Origin of the sequence: Cupriavidus sp. WKF15 (genome assembly GCF_029278605.1) — a bacterium.
Classification (GTDB): Bacteria; Pseudomonadota; Gammaproteobacteria; order Burkholderiales; family Burkholderiaceae; genus Cupriavidus.
In genome coordinates, this window is the sequence record NZ_CP119572.1 from 2924746 (window position 1) to 2944679 (window position 19934).

A 19934-nucleotide genomic window follows, 5' to 3' on the forward strand; every position below is an offset into this window, starting at 1 on the left:
ACTCCCTCTCGTTCGGTCCTTCGTCGGTGGACTCGAGCCTTCCCGGCGCTACCCCCAACTAATATGACCTCTGCTGAGACCCCGCTCCGGCTCGACGCCGTCGCCCTTTCAGGCGCAAGGCGGGGCGTCCCCAGGTAAGAACGCACTCCTTCGCTGCACAACCGCCGGATTTACGCCGCCTCCCCTTGATCACAAGAACTTCGCGGAATTGCGCCCGCTCGTCCTGGTCGGCACCGCCTTCTATCCGGTTCGTGTCCCTCGGCTCGCAGCTTCGCTCCACGCTTCCTCCCCACGCTCGGTCACCCTCACGCAGTTGCGCTTCGCTTCGTTCGCTGTGATCAACTTACGGTGGGACTTGCACCCACAAGAGTGCGCCCATGCTGGGCGCACGCAAGCAAAACGGCCCGCATCGAGCGGGCCGTTTGTATTCTTGGCCGACGCAGATCAGCCGACGATGCGCAGCGAATAATCAGTGGCGCGCACATCCTTGGTCAGTGCCCCCACCGAGATGCGGTCGACACCGGTCTCGGCAAACGTGCGGATGGTTTCCGCATTGACGCCACCCGAGACCTCCAGCAGCGCGCGGCCGGCATTGATACGCACGGCATCGTGCATCATCGGCACCGTGAAGTTGTCGATCAGGATCGACGTGGCGCCGGCAGCCAGCGCCTCTTCCAGTTCGGCGAGCGACTCCACCTCGACCTGGACCGCCGCATCCGCGCCAAGCGCCAGCGCGGCCTGCATCGCGGCCGTAATGCTGCCCGCCGCCGCGATATGGTTTTCCTTGATCAGGATGCCATCATAGAGCGCCAGCCGCTGGTTCTCGCCGCCGCCGACCCGGACCGCATACTTCTGCGCCAGCCGCAGGCCGGGCAATGTCTTGCGGGTATCCAGCACGCGTGCGCGTGTGCCGGCGATCAGGTCGGCATAGCGCCGCGTGGCCGTCGCCACGCCGGACAGCAACTGCAGGAAATTCAGCGCCGGCCGCTCGGCGGTCAGCAGCGCGCGCGCTGGCCCGGTAATTTCGCAGACGACGGAATCGGGCGCCATGCGGGCGCCCTCTTCCTGCTTCCATGTCACTTGCAGCCGCTCGTCGACGGCTTTCATGCAGCCGGCAAACCATGGCTGGCCACACAAGATCGCCTGCTCGCGTACGATCACCCGCGCCTTGGCCTGCTTGTCCGCCGGCACCAGCAGGCCGGTCAGGTCACCACTGCCAACGTCCTCGGCGATCGCCGCGCCGACGTTGGCTTCCAGCGCCGCCTTCAGCGCCGGACCATAGCTATCGAAAACGGGATTCACGCTCATGCCGGACCGATTCCCTGGAACAAGGCCTGTTCCTTCGCCAGGTCGGCCGCGGGGCGGACATTGGCCTTTTGCTGCGCAGCGAAATCCAGCATGCGGTTGATGCAGACCACCGCCTGGCGGCCCGTGGCCGGATCCACGTGGATCTCATTGCGGCCGGTCTCGAGCACCTCGGCCAGGTTCGACAGCGCGTTCATCGCCATCCACGGGCAGTGAGCGCAGCTCTTGCAGGTGGCGCTGTTGCCCGCGGTCGGCGCTTCAATGAAGTGCTTGCCCGGCGCCGCCATCCGCATCTTGTGCAGGATGCCGTTGTCCGTCGCCACGATGAATTCGGTCGCGTCCAGTTCCTGCGCGGCCGCGATCATCTGGGACGTGGAACCGACCACGTCCGCCTGCGCCACCACGTTGGCCGGCGATTCCGGATGCACCAGGATCTTGGCCTTGGGAAACTCGCGGCGCAGCAGGTCCAGTTCGACGCCCTTGAACTCGTCGTGCACGAGGCAGGAGCCCTGCCACAGCAGCATGTCGGCGCCGGTCTGTTTCTGGATATAGCCGCCGAGGTGCTTGTCCGGTGCCCACAGGATCTTCTCGCCGCGCGCATGCAGGTGCTCGACGATCTTCAGGCCAATGCTGGAGGTCACCATCCAGTCGGCGCGGGCCTTCACCGCTGCGCTGGTATTGGCGTACACGACCACGGTACGGTCCGGATGCGCGTCGCAGAAGGCGGCGAACTCGTCGGCCGGGCAACCGAGATCCAGCGAGCAGGTCGCGTCCAGGTCCGGCATCAGGATGGTCTTTTCCGGGCTCAGGATCTTGGCGGTTTCGCCCATGAAGCGCACGCCGGCCACCACCAGGGTCCGGGCCGAATGGTCACGGCCGAAACGGGCCATTTCCAGCGAGTCCGAGACACATCCGCCGGTTTCCTCGGCCAGGTCCTGCAGGTCGGCGTCCACGTAATAGTGCGCGACCAGCACGGCGTTACGCTCCTTGAGCAACCGCCTGATGCGCGCCTTGAGGGCCTGCCGCTCGTCAGGGGAAAGCATGGGCGGCACCTTGGCCCAGGCATGGGCCACGCAGCTGCCGGCGGCGTTTTCGGCATCCGCCAGGTTCGGCTTTTCGAACTCGACGGTCTTGATCGATTGTGAGGTCATCTCCGGTACTCCTCTTGGCCCTTCAGGCAAGCAACTTCATGCGTGCGGCCATAACATGGGGGAGTTTATCTAAAACAAAAGCCCCGCCATGGGCGGGGCCTTGTGTAGCCATTCGGGCGCGCGCCGATTGTATCAGGCGTAGCGGCGCAGGCGCAGCGAAAAATCGTGCAGCGCCTGGATGCCGCTGGCCTCGGCACGATGGCACCAGGCCTGCAGTTGCTGCAGCAGCTGCTCGCGCGTCAGGTTGGAACGGCCCCAGATGGCGGCAAGCTCACGTCGCATCTCCACGAACGTGTGCAGCGACTTGCTCTGCTCGACAATGCTGGCCAGTTGCTGGCGCTGCGGCGCGGCCAGCTTGGCCTCGTCGCGGTGGAACCACTTGCTTGCCGGTTTGAGGATACGGTACTCGGCACCGCGGCCTTCCTTGAGCTGCTCCAGTTCCTGCCGGAACGCGCTCTTCACGGCCTTCGCATAGCGCGCCATCACGTCATAACGATTCGCGATGATGGCTTCCAGCGTGTTGTCGTCGACCGGACGCGCTTCGACGAGGCGAGCCTTGGGCGGCGTCTTCTTCACCTTGGCCAGGCCCACGGCCTGCATGGCGCGGATATAACCCCAACCCACGTCGAACTCGTACCATTTGACCGAGAACTTGGCTGAAGTCGGGTACGTGTGGTGGTTGTTGTGCAGTTCTTCACCGCCGATGATCAGGCCCCACGGCGAGACATTGGTCGAGGCGTCCTCGCAATCGTAGTTGCGATAGCCCCACCAGTGACCCAGGCCGTTGATGATGCCGGCGGCGTGGATCGGGATCCACAGCATCTGCACGGCCCAAACCGTCATGCCGATCACGCCGAACAGTGCGAGGTCGATGATCAGCATCAGGCCAACGCCCTGCCAGCCGAAGCGCGAGTACACATTGCGCTCGACCCAGTCGTTGGGGCAGCCATGGCCGAACTTGGCGATGGTTTCCTTGTTCTTGGCTTCGGCACGATACAGCTCGGCGCCCTCCAGCAACACCTTGCGGATGCCGCGGGTCTGCGGGCTGTGCGGATCGTCCTCGGTTTCGCACTTGGCGTGGTGCTTGCGGTGGATGGCTGTCCACTCGCGCGTGACCATGCCCGTCGTCAGCCAGAGCCAAAAGCGAAAGAAATGCTGAGCAATCGGATGCAAGTCCAGCGATCGGTGCGCCATGCAGCGATGCAGGAAGATGGTGACGCCCGAGATGGTGATATGAGTCATCACCAGCGTGTAGATCACGATCTCCCACCAGGACCAGTTGGCAAGGCCATTGGCGGCCCAGTCAAGAATAGTGTCGAACAAACTCTGTTCTCCGTCGGTTAAACAGGGGCTTTCCTTTGCGGCCGCCCCGGCGCCGCGCACAACGCGCAGAAAAAAGACTGCAAATCCACTGATTGCGTAAGGGTCTGGCGTCCGCCACGGACCCGCCATCTGTTGGCGGGAACCCCTGGCGCGCAGTTCCGGCGCCGGCTATGGCAGGCGGGACAGGCACGAGCCGCTGCAATCTGGCGGCTGTCTGGTGTGGGGGCGGGATGCTCGCAGCCCGCGACAACCCGGCATTCTACCGGATCGCGCAAGCCTGAGTCATACGCTTTTTCCCGGAGTTTGACGAGGGACGATCAACTTTTGTTCCATTGTGCAGCCCTCGCCTGTTTTCTTATGCGGTCATGCCGATTTCGCCACTTTCGGAGATGAGATGGAATCATCATCGAGTGACTGCAACTGCCCGGACGCGCCGAGCACGCGGACTTCCCGCTGCGGATACGGAATCGAAATGCCATGCTCGCGCAGTGTGCGCCAGATCGCGCGGTTCATGGCCGACTGCACGCCAAGCTTGCCGTTTTGCGGATCGGCAATATAGACCGCCACCTCATATTCGATGCCGCTGTCGGCGAATATCACCAGGAATGCCGCCGGCGCCGGATCCCGCAGCACGCGCGGCAGGTCGCGCACGCATTCCGTGAGCAGCATGATCACGGTTTCGGGGTCGGCAGCGTAGTCTGCCTGCACGCGCGTCGCCACGCGGACATTGGTATTCGAAAATGAGTGGTTCTGCACCGATTGCGCGACCAACTGCTCGTTAGGCACCAGCGTTTCGCCGTCGCCGTTGCGCACGACCGTGTAGCGGGTGCGGATCTGCGAGACGATGCCGGTGTACTTGTCCACCGTGATCTGATCGCCCAGCTTGACCGAGCGATCGAGCAGGATGATGAACCCGGAAATGTAGTTGCTGGCAATCTTTTGCAGACCGAGGCCCAGGCCAACGCCCAAGGCGCCACCGAACACGGACAGCACTGTCAGGTCGATCCCCACCAGCGACAAGCTCAGGAGCAGCGAGACGAGCAGCAGCAGCGCCTTCGAAATGCGGGTCAATACGACCTTCAGGTTCACATCGAGGCTGGCCGAGCGCATCAGGCGCTCTTCCAGCCATGATCCGAACCACATCGCCACCAACACGGTCAGCAGGATCCACACCACTGCCATGAGGATGTCGGCCAGGCTCACCTTCTGCTTGCCGAGCGAGAAGCGCATGGCTTCCATCCATCCCGTCACATCGGACAGCACGCCCAGTACGTACAACGCCATGGTCACCCAGACCAGCGTGGTCAGCACCTTTTCCACCAGCAGCAGCATGCCGTGCACCTGACCACTGCCCGAAAGCACGCGCCGCAAGATGTAGAAGGTGAAGTAGAGCGCGGTAATGCCAAACAGCGGCACAAGCGCCAGGCGCAGCACACTGATGGCCATAATCGGCTGCAGCGCGAAGCGGGCCACCATGACGAGCAGCCAGCCGAACAGCGGAAACATGGCCCGCTCGAGGCTTGCGGCGGCAAATCGCAGCGAGAAGCTGGAAGACGCGTACCGGTCCTCGAGCCGTTTGACGATAAAGCGCGCCAGCGGCCACGCCGCCAGCAGGCAGCCCGTCAGCACCGCAAGCTGCCAGATGAAGCCCGGCCCACCCGCGTCGCGGATCAGGTCATCGAGCATCTTGCCGAACGTTGCATGGGAGGCCGTCAGGTCGGCCAATGGGTTTCCGCTCATGGAGAATCTGCCTGGATACCCTGTTGCCGCACCGGCAATCGCGCGGGCCGCGCGATTGCTGGCAGGAGGGATTACTGCGTACGCTCCAGCACGGCGGCAAAGAAGCCGTCGGTCTGATGCAGGTGGGGATATAGCGCAAACATGCCGCCTTCTGTCGGCAATGCAGGCACTTCGATCTTCTGCTCCGCCAATACCTGCGCCGCCGGAATCAGGCGGAAATTCGGGTGGGAAGCGAGGAAATCGCGCACGATTGCCTCATTCTCGGCCTCAAGCACACTGCAGGTTGCGTAGACAACGCGCCCGCCGCCCTTGACCAGCCGTGCTGCGGCGTCAAGGATCGCGCTTTGCTTGGCTGTCAGCTCCAGCACCGACTCCGGGTTCTGGCGCCATTTCAGGTCCGGGTTGCGGCGCAGCGTGCCAAGTCCGCTGCAAGGCGCATCGACCAGCACGCGGTCGATCTTGCCTGCCAGGCGTTTGACCTTGGCATCACGCTCGGAATCAATGAGCACCGGGTGCACGTTCGACAGCCCGCTGCGCGCCAGGCGTGGCTTGAGATTGGCGAGCCGCTTTTCCGAAACATCGAACGCATAGAGGCGGCCAGTCGAACGCATGGCCGCGCCCAGCGCCAGCGTCTTGCCGCCCGCGCCGGCGCAGAAATCGACAACCATCTCACCACGTTTCGGCGCGACCAGGCTGCACAGCAGCTGGCTGCCCTCGTCCTGAACTTCCACCATGCCATTCACGAACAGCGGCAACTTGTTCAGCGCCGGCTTGCCTTGCATCCGGATGCCATCGGGCGCCATCGGCGTAGGTTCGGCGCGCAGCCCCGCAGCTTCCAGTTCGGCCAGGACCGCCTCCCGGCTGGTCTTGCCCACGTTCACGCGCAAGTCCAGCGGGGCCGGGCGCAGCCAGGCATCACCCAGTGCCGAGGCGAAGGCCTCGCCATGGCGTGCCACCAGGTCATCGAACAGCCACTCGGGCAGGTTGGCCCGCACGCGCGGCGACAGGCTCGCACGCTCGATCGTGGTCAGGCGGTCCAGCCACTCCGCCTCGTCCGGATACAGGAATGGCGTAAGCGTATCGCGCCCAAGCGTTGCGGCCAGGCCCAGCAGCGCCAGGCGGCGCGACGCCGAACCGCTGCCGCTTTCGGCAAACTGGCCGAACTCCACGCGCCGGCGCAACACTGCGTAGATCGCCTCGGCGATGATGCCGCGCTCGCGATGGCCAAGCTTGCTGTTCTCGCGGAAATAATGGCTCACCACGGCATCCGCCGGGCGCGCGAACAGCATGACTTTGCCAAGCAAGCGGTCGATATGCTGGATATGCGAAGCATGAAGCCCGCCCGGTGCACGCACTTGCTGACCGTCCGCGCCCGGGGCGCCTTGGGCCGAACGTGCCGCTTTGCGGAGAGGAGTGGACTTGCGGGCCCGCGAAGGTTGACGGGATTCCTTGGACGCCGGACGCGCCCCTGCCTGATGACGACTCATGGCTTTGCTCCTGCCGCCGGTACGCCGGCGGAGATGGCCATGAGCAATTGCGGCTCGGCCGGATTGACGTGTACGACCCCGTTCTGGACCTGCAGGCGCCCTTCGACGAACCATTGCACGGCACGGGGATAAATCACATGCTCGCAATCGAGCAGGCGGGCGGCAAGGCTCTCTGGCGTATCGACGGGCAATACATCGAGAGCCGCCTGGATCACGATGGGGCCGTGATCGAGTTCAGGCGTGACGAAATGCACGGTGGCACCGTGCAGCTTCACGCCGGCGTCGAGCGCTTGCTTGTGGGTATTCAGACCCGGGAAGCATGGCAGCAGCGACGGATGGATATTAAGCAGCCGGCCGGCGTACCGGTCGACGAAGCCCGTGGTCAGGATACGCATGAACCCCGCGAGCACGACAAGATCGGGCTCGTAGCCATCGATGGCATCGGCGAGCGCCGCGTCGAAGCTGGCGCGATCCGGATACTGGCGGTGGTCGACCACGCCGGTGGAGATACCGCGGGCCTTCGCAAATTGCAGCCCGGCCGCATCCGGCCGGTTGGATATGACCGCGGCGATGCGCGCCGGCCAGCCGCCAGCCGCGCAGGCCTGGACGATGGCTTCCATATTGGAGCCCCGCCCTGAAATCAGGATGACGATTTTTTTCATCGCGCAATTCTACCAAGCGCAGACACTAAACTCCGGCAAAGGTAATACATTAGGTACTTAATTCACGATAACCGGAGATGGGACATGCAACCGGCACGCAACAGCCGGCCCGTAAACCCCCATTTGATGGATTGTGACGCTTCGCACCCTCTGATAGAGTGGGTCCTACGTCCACGCTCCAGTTTTGTGCATGCTGGTGACAACAAGGACGAAACGGGAAATTAGACGGGAATTAGCATGTCGAACGCTGCACCGACGTTGTTGGTGGTCGATGATCATCCTATGGCCTTGTCAGGCACTACCGCGTTCCTGACGGAGGTGATGCCTGATGTTGCAGTCCATGCCGCCGGCAGCGCCAGGGAAGCGCTGACCAGCCTCCAGCAGGGCCTGCGCCCAGATATCGTGCTGCTGGATATCTGGCTGAACGATGGCACCGGCTTCGATGCCATGCAGTCTTTCAAGACAGTCATCCCGGGCGCCCGCTTCATTTTCATGTCGGCCGAAGCCACGCCGGAGATCGTCGGCCGCGCCCGCGCCTTGTCAGCCTGCGGCTTCGTGGGCAAGCACCTGGACGCTCACGCCTTTACCTCCGCGGTACGCAAGGTGCTCGCCGGTGATACCTCGTTTCCGAGCGATGAAGCGCTCAACGGTCGCGCGCAGTCCTTCGGGCCCGCCCACGGCATCCCGGTCACGCCCTCGGAGCTCGGCCTGACGCCGCGTCAGGGCTCCGTGCTCGCGCTGGTGCTGGAAGGTTTGCCCAACAAGGTGATCGCACGCCGGCTGGGGCTGACCGAGAACACGGTGAAAGAGCATGTCTCGGCCATCCTGCAGCGGCTCGGCGTCCGGACACGCATGCAGGTCATGTCGCGCATGGAGCGCTTCCGCTTGCGCCAGTAAAGCCGCGCCGCGGCCAGGGCCGTCCCCTCAGCCTGCGGAACGCAGCCAGCGGCGCAACAGCATCCGCAGCGACGCCGGGTCCACGGGCTTGGGCAACACGAAGTATCCCGCCTCTTCCGCCGCCGCCAGCGCGGCGGATTTCAGATCGCCGGTCAGCAGGGCGCTACGCGCCTGCGGCTGGGTGTTCTGCCAGCGCTCCAGCAAATCCAGGCCGTTTTCGCTGCCCGGCAGACGCAGATCGCAGAAGATGATGTCCGGCCGCAAGCCCCTGGTAAACAACTCGTCCGCTTCAGCGCCATGCGCGGCGCAGGCGACACGGATGCCCCACGCCTCCATCAGCGCGATCCAGGCCTTGCGGATCTGGGTATCGTCGTCGACTACCAGCACCGTGCCTTGCAGCTTGTCCGGCTTGGAATCCTCGGCCGCGGCCATGGCGCGCATCTGGCGCACGCTGGCTACGGTCTCGGCCGGCACCGTGGACAGCGCGAACCAGAAGACAGAGCCCTTGCCAGGTACCGAACGTACCCCATAGGTGCCGCGCATCAGGCGCACGCACTCCTTGAAGATGGCCAACCCGAGGCCCAGGCCCTGCGACGGGTCGCGCTGCGGGTTATGGACCTGGTAGTACGGCGAGAAGATGTCCGGCAAGTGGTCGGGCAGGATGCCGGCCCCGGTGTCCCACACCTCCAGCCGCACGTGCTTGCGACGCTGGCGCGCCGTGATCAGCACGCCGCCGCGCTTCGTATAGCGCAATGCGTTCTGCACCAGGTTGAACAGCGCGCGGCGCAGCAACACAGGCTCGGCCATGGCGTACAGTTCGTCGGGGACGCGCGGTGTCAGCGTCAGGCCGCTTTCCCGCGCATCGGCGGCGAACTGGCTCATCACGTCGCGGATCAGCGCGCTCAGCTCGCATGGCTCCAGCGTGGGCAGCACCTTGCGGCCTTCCAGCTTGGACAGGTCCAGCAAGGAGCGGAACAGCAAGTCGATGGTTTGCGTCCCGGCCGCCACCTGCTCGACAAGCGGATGGAGCACCGTGGACTGGTTGCGCGCACGCAACGCTTCCACCAGCATCACCAGCGCGTGCACCGGCTGCCGCAGGTCGTGGCTGGCCGCGGCCAGGAAGCGCGATTTCTCCTCGCTCGCATGCAAGGCGCGCTCCTTTTCGTCCTGGAACTGCTTGGCCAGCCGGCGGCTGTCGACCTCGAGCTGGATCGCCCTGACCAGCGTGCCCTGCAGGCCAAGAGCGTGGCGCCCCAACATCAGCGCGTAGATGATCAGCAGCAACTGCACGTAGATGCCGTGGCCCGGGAAGGCAATTTCGGCCACCAGCAGGTTCGGGACCACGACCGGCACGCCGGCATAGACCAGGTTTGACGGCACCGGCGCTTGCGATACCGCCCCGCCCGCCAGTACGCCCAGACTGAGCAGGTACAGCACGCTGGAGAAGACCTCGGAGCCCGTATACATATGGAGCAGCGCCGAACTACCCCACGCCAGCCCGGTCAGGAAAGCCAATCCGCGCATATTGCCCCACCACTTGCGCGTGTGCGCGGAACGGCTCATGGAAGCACCGTCGCGCTGGTAGCCCAGGTAGAACCATGCACCGCCGCCGGCCAGCACCAGCATCACCACGCCCCAGCCCAGCAGCGCGGCATGGTCGGCCGAATCCCAGAAGGCAAGGATGGTCAGGGCCGGCAGCAGCACCGCCGCCACCGTGCCCGACGGCGATGCCTTATGGACAATTGCCATCAGCTTGGCACGCGTCTCGATATCGAGCTGGGCGCCGGGAGGCGGCAGGAATCGCGGCAACAGCCGATTGAGCAGCGCGTTCAAGTGGATGTGAGGGTCAAAGCTGGGACAGGCCGGCCGCCAATGCGCCGCGCGTCTGGAGTGGCGCATATCATGCCGCCTTTTGCGGCATTGCGCCATGTCGACAGGCCGGTTGCGCCACAAAAACAGCGGACCTGACCGCCTCAGGGGCACCCGGAAGGGGCAATCGGACCCATTCGCCTTATAATGCCCGCTTTACCCGAAACATTTCCCGCCGTCCCCGTGAAAGTCTTCCGCGGCCTGCCCAACGCCGAGAGCCGCGCGCCCTGCGCGCTCACCATCGGCAATTTCGACGGTGTGCATCGCGGCCACCAGTCGCTGCTGGCGCGTGCACGCGCGGCGGCCGATGCACGCGGCCTGCCGCTGTGCGTGATGACGTTCGAGCCGCATCCGCGCGAGTTCTTCACGCCGGACAAGGCCCCGACCCGCATCGCCCTGCTGCGCGACAAGCTCGAGAGCCTGCGCCGCAACGGCGTCGACCGCGTGGTGGTGGAACACTTCAACGCCCACTTTGCCGGCCAGTCGCCGCAGGCGTTCGTCGAGAACGTGCTGTGGCACGGCCTGCACGCGCGCTGGGTGCTGGTCGGCGACGACTTCCGCTTTGGTGCCAGGCGCGCTGGTGATTTCAGCTACCTGCAGGACGCAGGCCAGCGCTTTGGCTTCGACGTGGAGCAGATGGGCTCGGTATCCGAGGGCGGCATCCGCATCTCCAGCTCGGCCGTGCGCCAGGCGCTGGCTGTTGGCGACCTCGAACATGCGCGCCGCCTGCTTGGCCATGGCTATGCGATCAGCGGCCACGTGATCCACGGCCGCAAGCTGGGCCGCGACCTGGGCTTCCCGACGCTGAACCTGCGCATCTCGCACAAGCGTCCGGCGGTCAACGGCATCTTCGTTGTGCAGGTCCACGGCATTGCCGATCGTCCGCTGCCGGGCGTGGCCAGCATCGGCGTGCGCCCGACCATCGAGGACGCCGGCCGCGTCTTGCTGGAAGTCCACCTGTTCGACGTCAACGAGAACCTGTACGGCAAGCTGATCCGGGTGGAGTTCATGAAGAAGCTGCGCGACGAGGCGCGCTTCGACAACCTGGAAGACCTGACCGCGGCCATCGCCAAGGACAGCGCCGACGCGCGCGCCTTCTTCGGCCTGACCGCGCCGGACGCCTCCACCGGCCGCGCCGAGGGCGCTGGCGGCCGCGACTTCGCCACGTCCGCCACCGACCGAATTAGCTAGCGGCCCGGCACCGCGCGGTGCCGGTTCGCGCTCCGCCTCATCCCGTCTTTCCTGCGCGCACGCCCATATCGGCTCCCATACGCGGCCGCGTGCGCGCCAAACGAATTGCCCCGAGAATCGACATGTCCAACGACAAACGCGCCAAGCCCGAGAAAAGCAAATATCCGGTCAACCTGCTGGACACCGCCTTCCCGATGCGCGGCGACCTGCCCAAGCGTGAACCGCAGTGGGTCAAGCAGTGGCAGGACAAGCAGCTCTACAAGAAGATCCGCGCGGCCCGCAAGGGCGCCAAGAAGTTCGTGCTGCACGATGGCCCGCCGTACGCCAACGGCGACATCCACATCGGCCACGCGGTCAACAAGGTCCTCAAGGACATGATCGTCAAGGCGCGCGGGCTGACCGGCCTGGACGCCGTCTACGTGCCGGGGTGGGACTGCCACGGCATGCCGATCGAGATCCAGATCGAGAAGCAGTTCGGCAAGGGCCTGCCGGTGCAGGAAGTCCAGGCCAAGGCACGTGCCTACGCCACCGAGCAGATCAAGCGCCAGATGGTGGACTTCGAACGCCTGGGCGTACTCGGCGACTGGGACCATCCCTACCTGACCATGAACTACAGCAACGAGGCCGACGAGATCCGCGCCCTCGGCAAGATCATGGAAAAGGGCTATGTGTTCCGCGGCCTCAAGCCGGTGAACTGGTGTTTTGACTGCGGTTCGGCACTGGCCGAGGCCGAGGTCGAGTACAAGGACAAGGTCGACCTGTCGATCGACGTGGGCTTCCCGTTCGCCGAGACGGACAAGCTCGCGCACGCCTTCAAGATGCCGTTCGAGCAGCTGAACGCCAGGCCGGGCTGGATCGTGATCTGGACCACCACGCCGTGGACGATCCCGAGCAACCAGGCGCTCAATGTGCATCCGGAAGTCGAATACGCGCTGGTCGACACGCCGCGCGGCTACCTGATCCTGGCGACCGAGCGCGTCGAGGAACAGCTCAAGATCTACGAACTGGAAGGCAAGGTCGTGGCAACCGCCACCGGTGCCGCGCTGTCGGAGATCCGCTTCCACCATCCGCTGGCGAAGATGGACGCCGGCTATGACCGCCTGTCGCCGATCTACCTCGGCGACTACGTGACCACCGACACCGGCTCGGGCATCGTGCACTCGGCGCCGGCCTATGGCGTGGAGGATTTCCAGTCGTGCAAGGCGCACGGCATGAGCGACCACGACATCATCAGCCCGGTGATGGGCAACGGCGTGTACGCGGGCACGCTACCGCTGTTCGGCGGCCTGTCGATCTGGGATGCGAACCCGAAGATCGTCGAGGTGCTGAAGGCGTCCGGCAACCTGTTCAACTCGCACAAGTACACCCACAGCTACATGCACTGCTGGCGCCACAAGACGCCGATCATCTACCGCGCCACCTCGCAGTGGTTCGCGGGCATGGACGTGGATCCGGTCGAGCAGGACGGCACGGCGGTGCCGACGCTGCGCGAGACCGCGCTGGCCGGCATCGAGGCCACCGAGTTCTACCCGTCCTGGGGCAAGCAGCGCCTGCACAATATGATCGCCAACCGCCCGGACTGGACGCTGTCGCGCCAGCGCCAGTGGGGCGTGCCGATGGCCTTCTTCCTCCACAAGGAAACCGGCGCACTGCACCCGCGCACGCCCGAGCTGCTGGAAGAAGTGGCAAAGCGCGTCGAGCAGCACGGCATTGAAGCCTGGCAGGCGCTGGACCCGAAGGAACTGCTCGGCGCCGAGGCCGACCAGTACGAGAAGAACCGCGACACGCTCGACGTGTGGTTCGATTCGGGCACCACGCACTGGACCGTGATTCGCGGCTCGCATCGCGACGACCTGTATGACCCGTCGGCCGATGAAGCCGATGGCCGCCTGGCGGACCTGTACCTGGAAGGCTCGGACCAGCACCGCGGCTGGTTCCACTCGTCGCTTCTGACCGCGTCGATGCTGTATGGCAAGCCGCCGTACAAGGCGCTGCTGACGCACGGCTTCACCGTCGACGGCGAGGGCCGCAAGATGTCGAAGTCGGTCGGCAATACCGTGTCGCCGCAGGACATCGCCAACAAGATGGGCGCCGAGATCATCCGCCTGTGGGTGGCCTCGACCGACTACTCGGGCGAGTTGTCGATCTCGGACGAGATCCTCAAGCGCGTGGTGGAAAGCTATCGCCGCATCCGCAACACGCTGCGCTTCCTGCTGTCGAACCTGTCCGACTACGACCACGCGAAGCACGCTCTGCCGGCTTCGGAATGGCTGGAGATCGACCAGTACGCCGTGGCGCTCACCGAGCGCCTGCAGAAGGAGGTGCTGTCGCACTACGAGGCGTACGAGTTCCACCCGGTGGTGGCCAAGCTGCAGACCTTCTGCTCGGAAGACCTGGGCGGCTTCTACCTGGACGTGCTGAAGGACCGCCTCTACACCACCGCGCCGGACTCGAAGGCCCGCCGCGCGGCGCAGAACGCGCTGTACCACATCACGCAGGCCATGCTGCACTGGATGGCGCCGTTCCTGTCGTTCACCGCCGAGGAAGCCTGGCAGGTGTTCGCGCATGGCACCGGCCACACCGACACCATCTTCACGAGCACCTACTACCCGCTGCCGGAAGTGGACGAGGCCGACGACCTGCTGCAGAAATGGCATACGCTGCGCGAAGTCCGCGCGGAAGTCACGAAGCAGCTCGAAGCGGTACGCGTGGAAGGCGCGATCGGCTCCTCGCTGCAGGCTGAAGTCACCATCCAGGCCGGCGGCCCGGTGCTGGCCGCGCTGCAGAGCCTGGGAGACGACCTGCGCTTCGTGTTGCTGACCTCCGCGGCCACGGTCGAGCACGCGCCCGAGGCTGGCGACCTGCTGGTCACCGTCGCGGCTTCGGACCACGCGAAGTGCGAGCGCTGCTGGCATTACCGCGCCGACGTCGGCGAGAACCCCGACCATCCGACCCTTTGCGGCCGCTGCGACAGCAACCTGTTCGGTGCCGGTGAACACAGGAGCCATGCCTGATGGCATCGTCCACGACCCGTTCCGCGCGCCCGGCACGCCGCAATAACAAGGCCTCGGGCAACACCACGCCGCTGCTGTGGATGGCGTTCGCCCTGCTGGTGGTGGTGCTGGACCAGTTCTTCAAGATCGTCATCGTGCGTACGTTCATGTACGGCGAATCGCGTCCGGTGACGAGCTTCTTCAACCTGGTCCTGGTGTACAACAAGGGCGCGGCGTTCAGCTTCCTGGCCGATGCCGGCGGCTGGCAGCGCTGGTTTTTCACCGGGCTCGGCCTCGTGGTCGGCGCGTTCATCGTCTGGCTGCTGTACCGCCACACGGGCCAGCGGCTGTTCTGCTTCGCCGTATCGCTGATCCTGGGCGGCGCCGTGGGCAACGTGGTCGACCGCGTGGTCTACGGGCACGTGATCGACTTCCTCGATTTCTACGTGCGCAACTACCACTGGCCCGCCTTCAACGTGGCCGACTGCGCCATCACCGTGGGCGCGGTGCTGCTGATCGTCGACGAGCTGCGGCGCGTTCGTCGGCACTGAGCCGGCACTGAGCCGGCACCAAGCCGCCTCCGGCAGCCTGCGCGCGCTGCCGGTATCATGCCGAAACCCCTTTCTCTGACGAGTCCCACATGGATTTGCGCGGCAAGCACATCGTTCTCGGCCTGACCGGCGGCATCGCCTGCTACAAGTCCGCCGAGCTGGTCCGCCTGCTGACCAAGGCCGGCGCCACGGTACAGGTGGCGATGACCGAGGCGGCAACCCATTTCATCACCCCGGTCACCATGCAGGCCCTGTCGGGCCGCCCGGTCTTCCTGTCGCAGTGGGATGCGCGCGTCGACAACAATATGGCGCACATCGACCTCTCGCGCGAGGCCGACGCCATCGTGATCGCGCCCGCATCGACCGATTTCCTGGCCAAGCTCGCCAATGGCCTGTGCGACGACCTGCTCACCACGCTGTGCATTGCGCGCGACTGTCCGCTGCTGGTGGCGCCGGCCATGAACCGCCAGATGTGGGCCGCAGCGCCGACGCAGCGCAACGCGGCGCAGCTGCGTGACGACGGTGTCGTCATTCTCGGACCGGGCAGCGGCGACCAGGCGTGCGGCGAAGTCGGCGACGGCCGCATGCTGGAGCCGGAAGAACTGCTCGACGACATCATCGCCTTCTTCCAGCCCAAGCCGCTCGCGGGCAAGCGCGTGCTGATCACGGCGGGCCCGACCTTCGAGGCCATTGACCCCGTGCGCGGCGTCACCAATCTTTCGTCGGGCAAGATGGGCTTTTCGATTGCCCGCGCCGCACGCGAAGCCGGCGCCGACGTATTGCTGGTGGCCGGCCCGACCGGTCTGCCCACGCCGCGTGGCGTGGTGCGCACCGACGTGCGCAGCGCCCAGCAGATGCACGACACCGTGCTGGCCCAGCTGCGCGACGTGGACGTGTTCGTCGCAGTCGCCGCCGTGGCCGACTGGCGCCCCGCCGAGGTGGCGCAGCAGAAGCTCAAGAAGGCCAACGATACCGATACGCCGACGCTGCAGTTCGTGCAGAACCCGGACATCCTGGCCACCGTCGCGGCGCGCGCCGATGCGCCCTACTGCGTCGGCTTCGCGGCCGAAAGCGAGAACCTTGAGCAGTACGGCGAGCAGAAGCGCCAGCGCAAGGGCGTGCCGCTGCTGGTGGGCAATATCGGCCACCATACCTTCGGCCTCGACGACAACGAGATCGTGCTGTTCGATGCCGCCGGCATGACGCGCCTGCCGCGCGCCGACAAGCTCACGCTGGCGCGCCAGCTCGTGGCCGCCATCGGCCAGCGCCTGCCGGCCCGAGCCCAGCCCTGACGCAATATGACCGCGAACCGACCCCGGCTGCGCCTGTCCGTGCTCGACCAGAGCCCGGTCATCGCCGGCCATACCGCGCGTGACGCGCTGGCTGCCACGGTAGAGCTTGCGCAGATGGCCGACGCGCTCGGCTACACGCGCTACTGGTGCGCCGAGCACCACGGCCTGCGCGGCGTCTGCAATCCGGCGCCCGAAGTCATGCTGGCACGCATCGGCAGCGTCACGCAGCGCATCCGGCTGGGCTCGGGCGGCGTCATGCTGCCCTACTACAGCCCGTTCAAGATCGCCGAGCAGTTCCGCATGCTGGAGGGGCTGTTTCCGAACCGCATCGACCTCGGCGTGGGCCGTGCGCCCGGCGGCGATATGCGCACAGCGCAGGCCGTCGCGATGGGCCAGTACGACCGCGGCGCGCAGTTCGAGGAGCAGGTGCGCGACCTGTCTTGCCTGCTGCGCGGCGACGTACCGCCCGGCCACCTGGCCGAAGGGGTACTGCTGCAGCCCGTGGTAGATACGCAGCCCGAACTGTGGGTGCTGGGCTCCAGCGACTACGGCGGCGCGCTGGCCGCCCGCCTGGGCTTACGGTTTGCGTTTGCTCATTTCATCAACGCCCACACCGGCCACCTGGTCGCGCGGCAGTACCGCGATGACTTCCAGTCCGGCTACGAGGCACGCCCCTACAGCGCCGCCGCGATCTTCGTGATCTGCGCCGACACCGATGCCGAAGCGGCCGAACTGGAACGCGCCGTGGACCTGCGCCGGCTGCAGATGGCCTATGGCATCAATGCGCCGATCCCGTCGCTGGAACAGGCTGAAAGCCATGTCCCGACCGAGCGCGACCGCCTGATCATCGAACGCGAGCGACCGCGCACGATCTGCGGCACACCCGAACGCGTAACGGAGCGCATGCTGGCCCTGCGCGAGCAGTTCGCCGCGGACGAGCTGGTTGTGCTCAGCGTGACCGCCACCTATGCGGCCCGGCTGCGCACGTACGAGCTGCTGGCCGAAGCATTTGAACTGAATTCCGAAAACTGAACCCGGCAGGGCAAGCCGCCTTGCCGGCAATTCGCAGAACCGATCCTGAAATGAGCCAAGAACTGAACCCGTCCGTTGAAATCAAGGTGCTGGATTCCCGCCTGAACGAGTGGGGCCTGCCGTCCTACCAGAGCGACATGGCCGCCGCCATCGACCTGCACGCCTGCGTCGACGCGCCCGTGTCGATCGCGCCGGGCACCGCCGCGCAACTGGTGCCGGCCGGCATCGCCGTGCATATGGGCAACCCGTACATGGCGGCGACCATCGTGCCGCGCTCGGGGCTGGGCCACAAGAAGGGACTGGTGCTGGGCAATTCGATTGGCGTGATCGATGCCGACTACCAAGGCCAGATCATGGTCAGCGTGTGGAACCGCAACGCACCCGGTACCGAGCCCATCGTGATCCAGCCGGGCGAGCGCATTGCGCAGATGATGTTCGTGCCCGTGCTGCGCCCGGTATTCACGACGGTGGAAGAATTCTCGGAAAGCAGCGAGCGCGGCGCCGGCGGTTTCGGCTCGACCGGCGTGCACCACGCCAAGGCCAGCGCCTGAGCCTGCCGTGCTTCAGCCCTGTTGTTCGAACAACAGGGCGACGCCGCCGGCGGCGCTCCCCGGAATCAAGGTCTCGTGCGGCCCGAGGTCCTGGGCAGGGATGCCCGCCGCACGCCAGATCCGGCGTGCTTCTGCCAGCGCATCGGTGCGCAGGCGGATTGCCGCATAACCAGGCACCTCGCGCTGGACGTGCGACGTCCCGGTTGCCGCTGCCAGTGCCTGGGGCGTACTGACGACCAGCGTGGCGTCGTCCACCGCCAGACTGCAGATATGGTCGCTCAGCTGGGTCAATTCGCCGCCGGTCAGTTCCGCATAGGCACGGCCGGTCGCGTCCACCAGCGCCGGCGCCACCACCAGGAACATCGACGAGATCGCCCGCGCGCCATTGGCGTGCCGCGTCCATTCCGGCCGCCACAGCAGTTCGGGCGTGCGATGTTCGCAGACGAAATAGCGCGCGCCCGGCGCGTCGTCGAGTGCCGTGACGCGAAACGTGGCGGCGTGCTCGCTGCCATCGTCCAGTACCACCGGCCGGGAAAACTCGATCGGGTCCGAAGTATGCCAGCCCCCCTCGCGCAGGCGAGCTGCCGTGGCGAAGGCATCGGCGCTCTTGCATGACATCGCCGCACAGCCGCCGCCGCGGGATTGCACTTCCCAGTAGTACTGCCGGCTCGGACTGGGCGCCGTGACGTGCAGCAGTTCGATGTAGTCGCGCGCCAGCATGACGCAGTGGTTCTGTGAACCCAGCGTGTGATAGCCGCGCGGCGTCAGCGTAAAGCCGAGCCGGCGCCAGGCCTCGGCGCCGGCATCAAGATCGGGGCAGACCACGACGGCATGGTCGAACATTTCAGCTTTGCTTGCCATTACTCGAACTGGATATTGGCTTTGCGCGCCACGGCCTGCCATTTGTCGTGCTCATGGCGCACGAGGCTGCCAAGTTCGGCGGGCGTGCCGCCGACGATCTCGAATCCTTGCGCGGCCAGGGCATCGACCACGCGCGGTTGATGCAGCGATTCCACCAGTGCGTCGTGGATGCGGCTCACGGTGGCGGGTGCCATGCCTGCCGGGCCGAAGACGCCGATCCAGGAATACGCCTCAAACCCGCGCACGCCCTGCTCCGCCACCGTCGGCACCTGCGGCAGTTGCTTCAGGCGGCTGGTGCCGGTAACACCGAGCACCTTGATGGTCTTGGCCGCGACGTGGGCCTGTACGGCCGCATAGCTGCTGAAGAAGATGTCGACCTCATTCGACAGCACGGCCTGCACGGCCGGGCCGCCGCCCTTGTACGGCACGTGCAGCATGTGCACGCCGGTCTCCGTTGCCAGCGCTTCCGCCGCAAGCTGGTTGAGGCTGCCAATGCCGGACGAGGCATAGCGCACGCCGTCATGCTTGGCCTTGGCCAGCGCCACCAGCTCGCGCACGTTCGAGGCCGGCAGTGCCGGGTTGGCGGCGATGACCAGCGGGAAACGCACCAGCTGCGAAATTGGCGTGAAATCGCGGAACGTGTCGTAGGGCAGTTGCTTGTAGGCGAACGGGTTGATCGCGTGGGTATCGAACGCCATCAGCAAGGTATTGCCATCGGGCTTTGCGCGCGCGACCGTGCTCGAGGCGATCAGCCCGCCCGCGCCCGGCTTGTTGTCGACCACGACCGTCTGGCCCAGCAAGGTCTTGAGGCCCGGCTGCAACTGGCGCGCCACGATATCTACACTGCCACCCGGCGGGAATGGCAGGACCATCGTGATCGGACGGCCACTCATGGGCGAGTCGGCGGGCGCGCTGGCTGCAAAGGCTTGCACCGCCGTCAGGGGCGTGCCGGCCAATGGCAGGACTTTGAGCAGCATGCGGCGCAGCCGCGTGCGTTCGGGACGGGACATCGGTCTTTCAGGAAGAGGC

At 65.7% G+C, this 19934-nt stretch carries 16 protein-coding genes; 7 read left to right on the plus strand and 9 right to left on the minus strand.

Annotation, left to right across the window (positions count from 1 at the left end; all coding sequences use genetic code 11):
- Positions 1-444: 444 nt before the first annotated feature.
- The 6 genes from nadC to purN form a co-directional block, all read right to left on the minus strand.
- Entirely contained in the window at positions 445-1308 is an 864-nt protein-coding gene (gene nadC, locus CupriaWKF_RS13560) for a carboxylating nicotinate-nucleotide diphosphorylase (RefSeq protein ID WP_276098368.1), read from the minus strand.
- On the minus strand, positions 1305-2456 hold the full coding sequence (nadA, locus tag CupriaWKF_RS13565; RefSeq protein ID WP_276098369.1) for a quinolinate synthase NadA: 1152 nt from the start codon (positions 2454-2456) through the stop codon (positions 1305-1307). Before nadA ends, nadC begins: the two co-directional genes overlap by 4 nt.
- 132 nt (positions 2457-2588) lie before the next feature.
- Positions 2589-3779 carry an acyl-CoA desaturase gene (locus CupriaWKF_RS13570; RefSeq protein WP_276098370.1) on the minus strand — a complete coding sequence of 397 codons (1191 nt, stop codon included), beginning with the start codon at positions 3777-3779 and terminating at the stop codon, positions 2589-2591.
- A 363-nt stretch (positions 3780-4142) separates the two neighbouring features.
- Positions 4143-5519 (minus strand): mechanosensitive ion channel domain-containing protein, encoded by a 1377-nt coding sequence (locus tag CupriaWKF_RS13575; RefSeq protein WP_276098371.1) that lies wholly within the window; start codon positions 5517-5519, stop codon positions 4143-4145.
- Positions 5520-5590: 71 nt separating this feature from the next.
- Positions 5591-7006 carry an RsmB/NOP family class I SAM-dependent RNA methyltransferase gene (locus CupriaWKF_RS13580; protein ID WP_276098372.1) on the minus strand — a complete coding sequence of 472 codons (1416 nt, stop codon included), beginning with the start codon at positions 7004-7006 and terminating at the stop codon, positions 5591-5593.
- Positions 7003-7668 carry a phosphoribosylglycinamide formyltransferase gene (purN, locus tag CupriaWKF_RS13585; RefSeq protein ID WP_276098373.1) on the minus strand — a complete coding sequence of 222 codons (666 nt, stop codon included), beginning with the start codon at positions 7666-7668 and terminating at the stop codon, positions 7003-7005. The genes CupriaWKF_RS13580 and purN overlap by 4 nt, the downstream gene beginning before the upstream one ends.
- A gap of 237 nt (positions 7669-7905) precedes the next feature.
- Between purN and CupriaWKF_RS13590 the strand changes: the two genes are divergently transcribed.
- A complete protein-coding gene (locus CupriaWKF_RS13590) occupies positions 7906-8565 on the plus strand; it encodes a response regulator transcription factor (protein WP_276098374.1) in 660 nt (219 codons plus the stop codon).
- A 27-nt stretch (positions 8566-8592) separates the two neighbouring features.
- Here the strand turns inward: CupriaWKF_RS13590 and CupriaWKF_RS13595 are convergent, their stop codons facing one another.
- Positions 8593-10398 carry a hybrid sensor histidine kinase/response regulator gene (locus tag CupriaWKF_RS13595; protein WP_276098375.1) on the minus strand — a complete coding sequence of 602 codons (1806 nt, stop codon included), beginning with the start codon at positions 10396-10398 and terminating at the stop codon, positions 8593-8595.
- A 219-nt stretch (positions 10399-10617) separates the two neighbouring features.
- On the opposite strand from CupriaWKF_RS13595, the gene CupriaWKF_RS13600 reads away from it, so the two are divergent.
- The 6 genes from CupriaWKF_RS13600 to dut all read left to right on the plus strand — a co-directional run bounded on the left by CupriaWKF_RS13600 (position 10618) and on the right by dut (position 18044).
- Entirely contained in the window at positions 10618-11625 is a 1008-nt protein-coding gene (locus CupriaWKF_RS13600) for a bifunctional riboflavin kinase/FAD synthetase (protein ID WP_276098376.1), read from the plus strand.
- A 122-nt stretch (positions 11626-11747) separates the two neighbouring features.
- Positions 11748-14639: an isoleucine--tRNA ligase gene (gene ileS / locus CupriaWKF_RS13605; RefSeq protein WP_276098377.1), complete on the plus strand. Its 2892-nt coding sequence runs from the start codon at positions 11748-11750 to the stop codon at positions 14637-14639.
- Positions 14639-15169: a signal peptidase II gene (gene lspA, locus CupriaWKF_RS13610; RefSeq protein WP_276098378.1), complete on the plus strand. Its 531-nt coding sequence runs from the start codon at positions 14639-14641 to the stop codon at positions 15167-15169. The genes ileS and lspA overlap by 1 nt, the downstream gene beginning before the upstream one ends.
- Positions 15170-15258: 89 nt before the next feature.
- On the plus strand, positions 15259-16461 hold the full coding sequence (gene coaBC / locus CupriaWKF_RS13615; protein ID WP_276098379.1) for a bifunctional phosphopantothenoylcysteine decarboxylase/phosphopantothenate--cysteine ligase CoaBC: 1203 nt from the start codon (positions 15259-15261) through the stop codon (positions 16459-16461).
- Positions 16462-16467: 6 nt separating this feature from the next.
- Positions 16468-17493 carry an LLM class flavin-dependent oxidoreductase gene (locus CupriaWKF_RS13620; RefSeq protein WP_276098380.1) on the plus strand — a complete coding sequence of 342 codons (1026 nt, stop codon included), beginning with the start codon at positions 16468-16470 and terminating at the stop codon, positions 17491-17493.
- Positions 17494-17543: 50 nt separating this feature from the next.
- Complete coding sequence (dut, locus tag CupriaWKF_RS13625) at positions 17544-18044, plus strand: dUTP diphosphatase (RefSeq protein ID WP_276098381.1); 501 nt, start codon at positions 17544-17546, stop codon at positions 18042-18044.
- Positions 18045-18056: 12 nt separating this feature from the next.
- Here dut and CupriaWKF_RS13630 read toward each other — a convergent pair whose 3' ends face one another.
- Both CupriaWKF_RS13630 and CupriaWKF_RS13635 read right to left on the minus strand, forming a co-directional pair.
- The gene (locus CupriaWKF_RS13630; protein ID WP_276098382.1) at positions 18057-18905 is read right to left on the minus strand and encodes a VOC family protein; all 849 of its coding nucleotides are present in this window, start codon (positions 18903-18905) and stop codon (positions 18057-18059) included.
- Positions 18905-19915, minus strand: a complete 1011-nt coding sequence (locus CupriaWKF_RS13635; protein ID WP_276098383.1) for a tripartite tricarboxylate transporter substrate binding protein — start codon at positions 19913-19915, stop codon at positions 18905-18907. Before CupriaWKF_RS13635 ends, CupriaWKF_RS13630 begins: the two co-directional genes overlap by 1 nt.
- Positions 19916-19934 lie beyond the last annotated feature (19 nt).

Excerpts from the sequence above, each read along its gene's own strand:
- CupriaWKF_RS13630 (WP_276098382.1), bottom strand. The coding sequence starts at position 18,905 with ATGGCAAGCAAAGCTGAAATGTTCGACCATGCCGTCGTGGTCTGCCCC.
- dut (WP_276098381.1), top strand. The coding sequence starts at position 17,544 with ATGAGCCAAGAACTGAACCCGTCCGTTGAAATCAAGGTGCTGGATTCC.
- coaBC (WP_276098379.1), top strand. The coding sequence starts at position 15,259 with ATGGATTTGCGCGGCAAGCACATCGTTCTCGGCCTGACCGGCGGCATC.
- nadA (WP_276098369.1), bottom strand. The coding sequence starts at position 2,456 with ATGACCTCACAATCGATCAAGACCGTCGAGTTCGAAAAGCCGAACCTG.
- CupriaWKF_RS13635 (WP_276098383.1), bottom strand. The coding sequence starts at position 19,915 with ATGTCCCGTCCCGAACGCACGCGGCTGCGCCGCATGCTGCTCAAAGTC.
- purN (WP_276098373.1), bottom strand. The coding sequence starts at position 7,668 with ATGAAAAAAATCGTCATCCTGATTTCAGGGCGGGGCTCCAATATGGAA.
- CupriaWKF_RS13580 (WP_276098372.1), bottom strand. The coding sequence starts at position 7,006 with ATGAGTCGTCATCAGGCAGGGGCGCGTCCGGCGTCCAAGGAATCCCGT.
- ileS (WP_276098377.1), top strand. The coding sequence starts at position 11,748 with ATGTCCAACGACAAACGCGCCAAGCCCGAGAAAAGCAAATATCCGGTC.
- CupriaWKF_RS13620 (WP_276098380.1), top strand. The coding sequence starts at position 16,468 with ATGACCGCGAACCGACCCCGGCTGCGCCTGTCCGTGCTCGACCAGAGC.
- CupriaWKF_RS13590 (WP_276098374.1), top strand. The coding sequence starts at position 7,906 with ATGTCGAACGCTGCACCGACGTTGTTGGTGGTCGATGATCATCCTATG.
- CupriaWKF_RS13575 (WP_276098371.1), bottom strand. The coding sequence starts at position 5,519 with ATGAGCGGAAACCCATTGGCCGACCTGACGGCCTCCCATGCAACGTTC.
- nadC (WP_276098368.1), bottom strand. The coding sequence starts at position 1,308 with ATGAGCGTGAATCCCGTTTTCGATAGCTATGGTCCGGCGCTGAAGGCG.
- lspA (WP_276098378.1), top strand. The coding sequence starts at position 14,639 with ATGGCATCGTCCACGACCCGTTCCGCGCGCCCGGCACGCCGCAATAAC.